The organism is Acidiferrobacterales bacterium, from assembly GCA_028820695.1.
Classification (GTDB): domain Bacteria; phylum Pseudomonadota; class Gammaproteobacteria; order Arenicellales; family JAJDZL01; genus JAJDZL01.
The window spans coordinates 186,945-199,121 of the sequence record JAPPIB010000055.1 but is presented as its reverse complement, the minus strand read 5'-3'; the positions used below and the strand labels follow the sequence as shown (position 1 = coordinate 199,121).

The window sequence follows — 12,177 nt, the reverse complement described above, 5'->3', positions numbered from 1 at the left end:
CCGTCAGCGTAGTCGGCGAAACCGTCACGCCCCGGGTGTCATCGTCAGTGATGGTCAGCACGACTTCAATCGGCCCGGCAATCACCTTGCCTTTATCGTCAACAAACACTGCATCATCGGTGACACTGTCACTTAGGTCAGACAGTCGAAACCGAAATGTCTCATCAGTCTCATCAACTTGATCACTGGTGGTATCGATGCTCACCACTGTGTTCGCGTCGTTTGCCAAATTCAGGACCTGCGTCTCACTCACTGCTGCGTAATCTGTTTCAGCTGCTGGATTGCTACCGTCGCTGTCTACGAGGGTCTGCCATTTGAGTGTCGCATTAATACTCTTGTCAGCTTCATTGCGCACGACTGTAATGTTTATCGTCTCACCTTCGGTCACCGGATCCGGCGTAGCGAGCTTTACCTCCACAGTGTTTACATCAGTGACGCTCACTTCAACGGGGGATTTTGAAACATATTGGTTGCCGTCTTCATCGACGGCTCTTACGACTACTTCGTAAACGTTGTCCTTATCTGCGTCCGTCGGCCTTTCGAAATTTTGTGCTGATAAAGTTAACTGACCGGTTTCTGCATTGATACTGAAAACCTTTGCATCTGCGCCTGATATGGTCCAGTTAACGTCCCCGTGTGGTTGACCAGACACAGTTGGTACGTTGGATCGCCAGATCTCGTTTTCTTCAATCGTAATGGATTCTTGATCACCAAAGCTGACACTGCCCGGATCATCGTCACGAATAGCGACTACTGCTGCATTAGGGCCCTTAATAACATTACTAGGTGTTACATTTATTACCTGTACATGAAAATCTTCGTCCGGCTCGTCTTTATCATCTTCCGTGGTTAGCACTTTAACTTTAGCTGTTGTTTCCCCAGCCTTGATCGTCAATGTAGATTTTGTTACCCCTGTATAATCTATACCGGCTTTAGCTTCTTTGTCACCTATATCTTCTGTAGACCAGTCAACAGTCACGTCATAATCACTTGCGCGGTTAAGACGTGCCGTTACCACAGCCTTATCACCTTCTTCTACAACAGTATCGACGAAGCTTACTTCGTGAATATCATTGTCTTCGATTGTGCCGATAGCTTTACCTTTGTTGGTTAATTCAAAGTCATAACCTTTGGAAGGCTTGCTTAACTTCAACGTGAATGTTTCGTCGGGTTCAAATTTGTTGTCCTGGGTGGTAGGAACAGAAATCGTACCCCAAGAATTAGACAGATCCGCTGGTGCTGTCAGAGTAATTTGACGGGGAATATCTACGGAAGTGTAATCTTTGAATTTTGTTGCGCTACCATCGACTGTGTTGTAGTAAAACGTCGCCGTATCGCCTGGCTTGGGTTTTGGGTCTTTCGGATCAACGAAAATTTTGAAGTCAACCGTATCACCTTCTTTCGCTCTGGCATTATCAACTTTGATTCGGTGCACATCATCGTCAATAATGGTAATTTCGTAGCGGAACAGTCTTGACTGTTCAGGTACTGTTCTAGAACTGTTGTATGGGTCTGTAATCTCAAACTGAAGAGTAAATTTTTCGTCGCCTTCTACTAAATCATCATCCGTTGTGATAATCTCTACCGTGTGCTCCCAGGGAGATGCAGATTTATTAAATCCAATAGAAACATAACTTCCAAGGCCTGCGTCTGATTTCACTCGGCAATGGTTGCCTTCGCCGGTGGGTGTAGATTTGGCAAGATATACATCATCGTCTTTTTTGATTTCTCCGCCACCTATGTTTGCTCGACCGTCTTCTGGCTTCTCTTTATAGTTTTCATAGCTTTCTATACCACCAATCAGGCAAACACGAAAATGATGTCGTAATAACGGTGTTCGATAGCGCTCGGCCCAACCTCCAAGTATGTGATCGATATTTTTCGGACGGCGTTCGAATCTGATTTTGATTTTCTTGCCCTCCTTGACAGTGTTGGGCTGACCGGGTGATATCAAATATCTGATGCCATCGTCGTCTAGGATAGTAACCATCCCAGTATCTCTAGCAGCGTCAATTTTTGCATTAGTAGCTTTATATAGTTGCAGGCGAAATACCTCATCATTTTCGATCTTTGTATCGTCATAAACTAGAACGCTGACTTCAGATTCTGGTCGTGTTTTGCCAGATTCAATGGTTATTTCCCCTTCCGCCTTTGATTTATCATACTCCCCCTGTCCACCACCGCTTCTAGGACTGGCTGGCCAACGCCCAAAATCATTACCATTAAGTATCCTAGCTTTGACTTTGACGTCATATGGGGCCGGTGCGGATAATTTGATATCGAAGTACACCGCCAGAGGCAGACCACCCATACCATCCCAAGATTCAGGAATACGACCACCGTCCAGTTCTACTCTTTTGTTTTTGTCTACACCACCATCAAGAAGTTCAAAGCTCGAAATCTTGTTGATATACACTGTCGGCATATCATCATCTTCAATAGTTCCGATACCTTCGCCATCGATGAGGGCCGCATTAGGCGCATGGGAAAGCAGCACTCTGAAGGTTTCGGAACTCTCCGGAACAACATCATCGTAGGTAGGAACCTGGATCTCGGCGCTAAGTTCTCCCGCCGGAATTGTCAGTGTTTGCTGTACAAAAAATTTGTAGTCTCGATCTTCAGCTTGTGCCGGGTTCTGACCGTTTCCATCAGCAGTTTGCCAGCGTACGGATACTGGCCGGTCTGACTCTTCGGACAAAGAAACTGTAAAGACGGCGGTGCCGCCTTCAGTAATAGTTGGCGCGTCGGCAATATTCATGCGAGGGCGAGCATCATCGTCTCGAATAGTGGCCTTTCCACGAGTCTGATCAATTTCAATATTTGTAGTGGATTTTTTTCCTTTTTGATCGACTTCAACTGCGGACTTAATCTTCAGATAGAACTCTTCTCGACCTTCATCGATATAATCCTGCAAAGTCTCCACCCGCACTTCCTTACGAGATTTGCCTGCTGAGATTATTACTTTTTCATCTGTCTTTACTTTATAGTCGTGGCCTTCACCGCTTCCAGTTGGAAGCCCGTCAGTAGCGCTTCCATCTTCGGTACCCAAGGTAATCTCGACATCTTTGGCAAGAGGTTCGGTTAGCTCGATTGGAAAAACAGCATCAGCACCCTCAGTGACCACTTCGGCATTAAGTACTGATACCGCGGTTCCGTCAAGTATCGTTCCTATAGCTTTGACGGCACTTGCAAAAGGTCCGTCTCCTTTAAGCACGAACTTCCCGGGTGGCCCTAAAAGTCCCAGCACGACAATATATTCCTCGATCTTTTCGTCTAATTTATCGCTCTTAATTTCCACGAGCAATGTTTTAACCGTTTCCCCTTGCTTGATAACACCCTCGCATGTAGCGTCACACGTAAACCCGTCCACGACCATAGAGAAGTCTAGTTCTATTGTTGCGTTTTTTTTGCTATTACCATAAGTTGGGCCGACGGTCCACCATTGAAACGCAATATCCTCTGACCAAGCTCGATCGAGCTCGATGCGAAACGTGGCTACTTCACCCTCCTTTGTAGCTGAACCCGGAGCACGCAAGGTTATTGTCAGGGGCGTATCATCATTCACGATAGTACCAACACCATCTAGATTTGCTCCACCACCTACAAAGGTGGCGTTTTCTGGGTTCTCTAGACGTAAAACTATGCGTTCGTTCTGTTCTTCGGTAGGATCGCCTTCAATCGTGATCTTTACAGTTTTTTCGATTTCACCTGGTGCAAAAGTAAACTTGCCATCTTCGACCCCAATGTAGTCATGAGTTGTGTTGGCTTTTTTGCCTGCTTCTTTGTTTTCATCGGCGGTTTTTTTGCTTGTAGCATCGCCTGAACGTTCAAATAAACGGTAATTGACCGTGACTCCTTTCTCGCTCGGGCGATCAAGTTTGATATTGAAGGACATTGTGCTAATTCCACTGTCGCCTTCTGGTACGATCGGGGACGTAACCGAAATTTCAGGATGTGGGTCGTCATCTTGGATAGTTACAAGTACCGATGGCCGCGTAGGGGAGTAAGGGGAAATTTTGCTAACATCCACCCCACTGGACCCGCCATGAGAAACAACCAATGCAAAAACTTCGTCTAGTTCATCGATATTGTCACTCGTTGTCGGAATTGAAATGTCTCGGTGCTGCTGCCCTTCCTTCCAAGTGATCAACTTAGAATTTTCATCTGAAAACGCGGAAAAGTCGTCGTTACTTGCTACGGTTTGATTTGTCTGTAAGAAATCTATAGGCGCCCTGATGTCTGTGAAAATCCTGGCTTGGGCATACTCACCTTCCTCAAGCGGACGCTCAAGCGAAAATCGGAACTTCGCCAAAGTTCCTTCAGCCACACGGGTGGACTTTTCTATGGACGTTGTATTTGGTTCGGTGTCGACTGTCAGAGCCAAAGTGTCGCTATTGTCGGTGATCCAAACTTTAAGCCGAAGTTCCTGAGCATCATTTGGGAATTTGATATTTCCCCCAGTCTTGGTGAATCGAATCTCAAATTGCTCTGGCCCTTCAATCCGTGTGTCATCTGCGATTACAATTCCGACCGCGTTTGAATTCGTTTTACCTGATGGACCTGTAATTACGCCATTTTTTATTGTCAACCTAGTCCTACTTCCACCACCAAGAATCTGAAAATCACCGTCAACATTTTGACCGGGTTGATCTACAGTCAATTTGTTTTCTGCTAAAGTTGTAAACTCCTGGGTTTCCACCAGATCAACCTGGATCTTTCCATCGGCATCAGCACCAACGTCAAGCTTCACCCAATGAAGTGCGTTGTTTTTCTGTTCAGTTACGTAAAGATAACCGGACGTTCGAATGTGCTCGTTAGGATCACTAATTGACACTTCGACGTCCGTTTGGCCAGAAGTATCCGCGTATGTCATGTGCGCAATGACAAAAAAGGGCACTGAAAAAATCAGTACCATTAATACTCCTGAGAATGTTCTTTTTTGACCCAATATTCTAACTCCTTCCTTTGAGACTGAAGGTTTTTCCTGTTTCAGCCACTACCTTCACTTCGATTTAACCAGTATGAATACTTAGACTATTTATGTTTTGTGTTTCAACATTTTAGGGTCGTCATATGCTAAAAATTCATATACATTCTCAATACTTAATTTATATTACCTGCATATTACTTGCATGCATGGAATATATTATTTATCTGTTTGTTTTAATGAGTTTTTTTGCATCATATTGGTCAATTTCGAACAAATATCTTCAAATTTAAAAGAAATCAGGAAAAAATTGAATTTTTGGGAAATGTTGCATTTTTGCAACGGCATCTAGCCCGGAAAACTCACCAAAAAACTGAAATGGGCTTTGTATTGTGATAAATTGCTAATAAATACAAGCAGTTAACACATCAAGAGACGCAAAGCCCATGACTACACAGTGTGCCACAGCCAGCATCGAATTTGACCGCTTGTTCAACCGCCAGGTTTCCGCCCGTTTCGATGGCGGACGGCTCACCTCAGATGCCGGAGGCTTGCTGCTTCGGGAAACCGAGCACAAGCTCAGCGTGTTTGAGCGACTTGCCGGGTGTTTCACCGATTCACCCCGAAGTGGGGAATTTCAACCGCTACTTCTGGGGATTTTGAGACCGTTACCTACATTGGCTTCCTTTTTGTTGTTGAGCACATAAGTCTTCACCCACCTTGTCGGCAACAACCGAACCGGTAGTCCCAACTCCTGAAACTTGCGACCCCAGTCATGTGCCCCACCACAAGCCTCCATCGCCACACAGCGGACCTTGGCTGCATCTAATCTGGCAAAATACCCCAACACCTGGTTGCGCTTAAGCTTGGCCTGACGGATCAATTTCATGTTGCGGTTCATCTCCGACAAGTAAAACACGTTCTTGGCCAAATCCAACCCAATGGTTGTGTTATCGTATGTAGTCTGCATTGTTAACCTCTCACTTTGTGTTAGTTGGTTGGTTCAACCTTATTCTAACTGCCAAGGTGAGAGGTTTCCATATCATCTAATTTGTTCACGGAGGATTCTTCAACTATGGACCAAGAGTCAGCGAAAGCAATACTTGAAAATGATTTGACAGACATCAAATCCAGTATTCATGACCCTGAAAACTACTATATACGCTCGTATCCATATCTATTGAGAAGTTGCAAAGTTCTTTATGAACAAACCAAATCTAATACTGAAACTGAAGATGATGCGATTCTGGCCATTGCGCACATAGCTTATAGTTGGATGCCAACAGTCCTGAAGTCTTGTGAATTGAAGGAAGCACAAATTGCGCAGCATAAAAAAGACCAAACTATTTTGGATGCTTTCAGAATCTCATGTGAAGAAGCGAAACATTTCGCAGCCGGATTCGAGCATTCACCAATTAACGATTCTTGGATTGGCCTTAGCAAGGCATTGCATTTCATCAATCCCAAAGTATTTCCGATTTGGGACAGCAATGTTGCTAGAAGTTTCGAAACAAATATTTCCAGTAGTAAAAAGAAACAGAAAAAAGATTATTTATGCTACTTTGAGTTTTGTCATTCACATTTGGATTTGCCGTCAGTTAAAAAAATACAGGATTACTTTGCTGAGCACAAGAAATATGAAATCTCAAGAATCAGAGCAGTAGAGTACATTCTGTTCATTTCAGGTCAAAAAAATAAAAAGTGAATAATTGCACGATAAATGAACATCAACATAAGATTTTCGCTAGTCGCGGTCCAGTGACATCAAGCGCAAAAGACACAAAGCCATGCACCCAGACCCGGAACATCGCGAGCACATTTTTGCGGAAGCTGATCGGTTATAAGCAGAGTACCTAATGAAAACATTCCTAATTTCAATACAGACCTCACGTAAGCAGTTATATGGACCCATCAATCAATCCTTATATGCCAGGTGCAGGCACGACACGCCAGAACTCGCCGGACGCGATTCTATGCTCAATGATGCGCGGGTCGCCGTAAAGCGCAGCAACTCCATGCGCTCATCGCGCAGTTTCATATTTGTCGGTTTGCGCGGGGTCGGGAAAAAATGTCCTGCTGAATGAAATTCAGGAGATTGCAGAAAGCGAAAACGCGATTACCGAATATATTGAGGTGAGCAACACAGAGCCTTTTCTCAAGTCGATTGTTCCCGCATTACGCTCGGTTTTACTGATACTGGACAACACCGGTAGAGTCAATGGGTACGTTAAATCGGGCCTACGGGTGCTTAAGAGTTTTGTTGAGACAATCAAGGTAAGAGTGGAAGGTGTTGAGATATCCTTGGATATTGATCCACAACGAGGTACCGCGGACAGCGGCGTATTAGCCCGGGATCTCGCTGAACTGTTTTTGGCAGTTGGTGAAGCGGCTAAGTGTCGAAACGTGTCAATCGTAATTCTTATCGATGAAGTTCAAAGTCTTCCTTCGAACGAGTTCGAAGCGCTCGTTATGGCCATGCATCGCACAAATCAAAAGAACCTGCCCATATTGGTGATCGGCGCGGGACTGCCTTCTCTGATTAAACTCGCTGGCAATGCAGGAACTTACGCAGAACGACTGTTTCAGTATCCAGAAGTTGGACCACTCAGTTCTGTCGACGCAAGGCGCGCACTCGTCGTTCCAGCCCAACGTGAAGACGTTGAATTTGAAAACAACGCTATAGACGACGTGTTCAGTCAAACCCAAGGTTATCCGTATTTTCTTCAGGAGTGGGGATACCAAGTATGGAATACAGCTCAGGGACCTGTTATCACCCTTTCCGATGTCAAAGACTCAAGTATTCTTGCCGCGCACCGACTGGATCAAAATTCTTTCAGGTCTCGTTACGCGCGGACTTCGGATACACAAAAAAATTATCTGCATGCAATGGCTCAATGCGAGAACAGACCGTATCGGACCGGATTAGCAGAAAAAATTCTGGGGAAAACTTCACAACAGGTCAGTTCCACTACAGAGGCATTGATCAGCAGCGGACTGATCTACAGCCCAAGTTACGGATTTACCGACTTTACTGTTCCGCTGTTTGATGAGTTCATCACTCGTGTTCACGGTGCGGTCAACAACGAACAAATACGTGGCGGACCGCAGAGGTATGTGAGAGTCGTACATCACTGATTTTATTGTTCACAGAGCGAATATTATGGACAGATTGGAAAACAAGATCGTGTTTATGACTGCTGCTGGAATGGGTATTGGCAGGGCCAGCGCGATTGCCATGGCCAATGAGGGCGCTACCGTATTCGCGTCGGATGTCGATGCACCTTCATTGACCAGTCTGGAAAAGGAAAGTGACAACATTCACTGCCTTCAGCTGGATGTGACCGACAGCTCAGCGATTGCCCGCTTACCACAGACAGTGCCGACACCTGACGTAGTATTCAACTGTGCCGGATATGTCCATCACGGCACACTAGAAGACGCTGATGATGACATCTGGGAAAAGTCACTTTCTATCAATGTCCGAAGTCATGCCAGAGTGATCGAGACGTTTCTTCCGGCGATGATCGAGAACGGCGGCGGTTCGATCATCAATATGGCAAGTGTTGTTTCTGCGATCACCGGTGCCGCCAGTCGCTGTGTATATGGCGCAACCAAAGGCGCGGTGCTTGGCCTGACCAAGGCTATCGCCCGCGACTATATCAAGCAGGGAATCCGATGCAACGCCGTATGCCCCGGGACCGTTCTGACTCCCTCACTCACAGAGCGGCTGAAAGCTCGCGGCGATTATGAGCAAGCCTACCAGGAAATACTCACCCGCCAACCTACAGGAAAGATGTCGCAACCGGAGGACATTGCTCCGATCATCGTTTATCTTGCATCGGATGAGTCGAAAGTCGCAACCGGTCAGTTCTTTGTTGTCGATGGCGGTTGGACAATCTGACAGCTCATAACAGGAACTTTGTGTTTAGCAGGCAGTGATGAGTGAACGGATTACGGTGATTGGACTCGGTGCCATCGGGTTTGGGATTGCATCGAACCTGCTCAAAGGCGGTCATCAGGTGTTCGTAACGGTGCATCGAAGCAAAGACAATGTGGATCGACTGGTTCAATTGGGAGCCCGGTTATGCAAGTCAAAGTCAGAGGCTGTCGAAGTCAGCGATATCGTAATTCTCTGTCTGCCAACCTCAGACGATGTGAGCAACACCATCACCGAGATATGGGCGGTCCTGAATGACCAGCATCTGGTACTGGATACCGGGACGTCATCAGTTGGCGCGACATTGGAGTTGGCGCAACGACTGACGGAAAGATCAGTGCTGTTCGCCGAGGCGCCGCTCGCTGGCGGAAAAGCCCAGTCCGATGCAGGTGAGCTCGGTGCATTTGTCGGTGCTGACGACGAGGTACTCGACAGGGTCGAACCGATCCTCAACAATTTCTGTTCATCGATTTTGCACTTCGGCCCCATCGGGTCCGGTGGACAAGCCAAACTGATCAGCAATTACCTCGTTTTGGGCATGGTACGCTCCATCATCGAAACCTTCCATGCCGCGGATGTGTTGGGAATCGACTGGGAGAAGTTTTACCGAATCATCTGCCGAGGATCAGGAAATTCGGTTGCTCTGGACAGGATAATCGGACAGATCGTCAATGATCATGACTACGGGGGCTATGTCTTCAGTGTGCAAAACGCGCTGAAAGATTCAAGATACATTGAGCAGGTGATCCGACAGGCAGGACTGGAATCATCAATGAGCGATTCGGCACTGAAACTCTTTGAGAATGCGACAGCCGCAGGACTTGGCGATCGGATGATCTCAGAACTTCTTGGCGAAGATTTGCGTACCGGATTGACGGCAATGCTGAATCGCGGCGACTCTCGCTGAGTTCACCGAAGTAATCGACGTTTCTCACGCGTTGGGATGGTGGATTTTTCCGGAGGCTCGCAACCGGTATCGCAACATTGACCGGGCTGCTTCGCGGTATTCCCGGAACTTTCATGAACACCGCGCTCAATGAGGCGCTGAACGAACTCCGCCTTGGCTGCGACCGGGTATTTCCTGTAAATTTCCCGTTTCATCGCTTCTGGTGACCCTCCGCCATGTACGCTGATTACCGAATACCAGGCTCCGGAATGGGAGGCTGTCAGATCCTCGATCAGTCGGGCGACAGTCGCACGGCGATGCGGTGGAATATCGGGACTCGCCGACATCAGTGTGTCCAGTTTGTGCATCGTATCAGGATTGTGGTCATCGTCTGGGTGCGGAAGTGTCACGATCAGGCCGCCCGAAACAGTGTTGGCGATTCGATGCATGTCATAGATTGAGTTCGCCAGCATCAGCTTGCCGATGTTCGAATAAACCGCATCCGGCTCGCAGTTGCCCGCCGCTGTCGTAGTGCAATACACCGACGCCGAAACACCGCATGCATAGAAACTCTCGACGGTCTTGATCAACTCCACCATCGAGTCTTTCAGATGCGGCTCAGCATTGGCATCAAGACCGTTGGTCTCGATCATCATCCCGGACGCCCCGATCAAAAGGTCGCCAAAACCGGCTCTGGCACCAATACAGGTATGGCGATGATGGTTGGCGTACGTCTTGGTCAGATACTCGGCGTGCTCCCATTCGCCGCACATATAGACCCGGTCATAGGGTACGAAGACGTTCTCGAAAATACACACCCCGGTTGACTGTCCGAATCTGCTGCTGAATTCGGCCGTGGGATCGCCGGGACGCCCCGCAGGCCGAGCTATGATCGTAAGTCCTTTCGCGTCAATCGGTACCTGACACGCGACCGCGAAGTCCTTATCCTCGCGGGACATGTTCCGACCGGGCAACACAAACAGCTCATGCACATAAGGTGCGGCGGTGACAATCGCCTTTACACCAGAGATCTCGATACCATCGGGTCTTCGATTCACAATGTGCAGATGACTGTCAGGCTTGGGCTGTTCGCTCGGTCGCAGCGAGCGGTCGCCTTTCGCATCAGTCATCGCGATGCCGACTGTCAGATCCTCTTGCTGGATACGATGCATCTGCTCGATAAGACGGGTGCTATATTCGGTGCCGTATTCCGCATCCATCTGATAGGTGGCCTGAAACAAGGCGTTCAGACCATCCATGGACAGATATCGCATCGCACATCCGGTCAGCTGACAAACCGCACGGACATATTCCAGCTTGCAAAGAAGATCGTCTGCATCGCGATTGATATGCACAAATCGATTGACGGTCCGACCTGAGGTGTGCTGTTCAGCGAGAGCGTAGTCCCGGTGTTCGGACATCCTGGCGAAGTCATAGGTCATCGCGATGGCGTTCACTCCGGGCGCAAGCATCGGATGGCTTGCCACACTATCCACTTTTGAGCCGCGAACATAAACATTCGGACTGTAACTGTCCAACGACTCGCAATACTCCTGAGATGTCATCAGATTCATGGAAACTCACCAATCGATCAGATATCGCCTGAACAGCTATGCCTGCACCGGATGAAAATGCACATGGGCAGTACTGCCGCCGGACTCATTTTTCCACGCAACTCCATAAATGACGTCTACGGTCAGCATGAAATTGTCGTTGCCATCCAGATCATGAAACTGTTCGGATAGTTCAGATTGTACGCTTTTTTTCGATAGCGGTCGGTGATCGCCCACCATCGCAGCGAATGCTCCAGACTGATCGAGAACTTGGATGAGGGATTGAATGTCGGGATAACGCACACGCCTGCAGTCAGTGTCAACAACCGGATTTGCGAAGCCGCCGGCCAGTAGCAGATCACCGATGTCGCGCATTTCGGGAAACCTCCCATCAATGAGCGCGATACCTGAATGGCGGCAGGCGAGGCGGAACTCCTCCAACGATCCAGCCGCGAACATCGAAAACAAAAGTGCGCCGTCCGCGCGCAGTATCCGATAGCATTCTGCAAAAAATGCCTTCGGATCGCAATATGAGGCCGAAAGATTGGACACGATCAGTCCTGCAGAGCCGTCCTCAAGTGACATCCGTTCCAGTTCAGATAAACTGTCCGGGCAACAGTCTGCGACCTTCCCCTGTTCTGTTTCAGGGCCTGACCGCGTCAGGGCATCGCCTGAAATGACCGACGCATCAGGAAAATTCGAGCGCAGCGACCGACTCAGCGGTCCGACACGACACCCGACATCGACGATCCGTTGCGGCTTGTTCGGGAGGAACTGCAATCGTTCGCCGAGTTCCTGCCCGCATTCTTCATGAAACCAACCTGTATCGGCAATCGAGCTGTGATCGGACCTGACTTCCTTGCGGTCGGACATC

At 48.0% G+C, this 12,177-nt stretch carries 8 protein-coding genes; 4 read left to right on the top strand and 4 right to left on the bottom strand.

The features are described 5' to 3' along the window. The coding region (locus OXI60_11595) for a hypothetical protein (protein MDE0310453.1) at window positions 1-4,948 on the bottom strand (4,948 nt) is incomplete at its 3' end. A gap of 616 nt (window positions 4,949-5,564) precedes the next feature. Beyond that, window positions 5,565-5,816, bottom strand: a complete 252-nt coding sequence (locus OXI60_11590; protein MDE0310452.1) for a hypothetical protein — start codon at window positions 5,814-5,816, stop codon at window positions 5,565-5,567. Between the two features lie 186 nt (window positions 5,817-6,002). Between OXI60_11590 and OXI60_11585 the strand changes: the two genes are divergently transcribed. From OXI60_11585 to OXI60_11570, 4 genes are all read left to right on the top strand, one after another. Continuing rightward, the gene (locus OXI60_11585) at window positions 6,003-6,632 is read left to right on the top strand and encodes a hypothetical protein (protein ID MDE0310451.1); all 630 of its coding nucleotides are present in this window, start codon (window positions 6,003-6,005) and stop codon (window positions 6,630-6,632) included. Between the two features lie 335 nt (window positions 6,633-6,967). Beyond that, window positions 6,968-8,062 carry a hypothetical protein gene (locus OXI60_11580; GenBank protein MDE0310450.1) on the top strand — a complete coding sequence of 365 codons (1,095 nt, stop codon included), beginning with the start codon at window positions 6,968-6,970 and terminating at the stop codon, window positions 8,060-8,062. 25 nt (window positions 8,063-8,087) lie between these two features. Further along, window positions 8,088-8,828 carry an SDR family oxidoreductase gene (locus OXI60_11575; GenBank protein ID MDE0310449.1) on the top strand — a complete coding sequence of 247 codons (741 nt, stop codon included), beginning with the start codon at window positions 8,088-8,090 and terminating at the stop codon, window positions 8,826-8,828. A gap of 37 nt (window positions 8,829-8,865) precedes the next feature. After that, a complete protein-coding gene (locus OXI60_11570) occupies window positions 8,866-9,771 on the top strand; it encodes an NAD(P)-dependent oxidoreductase (protein ID MDE0310448.1) in 906 nt (301 codons plus the stop codon). Window positions 9,772-9,773: 2 nt separating this feature from the next. On the opposite strand, the gene OXI60_11565 is transcribed toward OXI60_11570, so the two are convergent. After that, a complete protein-coding gene (locus tag OXI60_11565) occupies window positions 9,774-11,324 on the bottom strand; it encodes a hypothetical protein (GenBank protein MDE0310447.1) in 1,551 nt (516 codons plus the stop codon). A gap of 36 nt (window positions 11,325-11,360) precedes the next feature. Continuing rightward, window positions 11,361-12,176, bottom strand: coding sequence for a methyltransferase domain-containing protein (locus OXI60_11560; protein MDE0310446.1), 816 nt, complete (start codon window positions 12,174-12,176; stop codon window positions 11,361-11,363). Between the last annotated feature and the right edge of the window lies 1 nt (window position 12,177).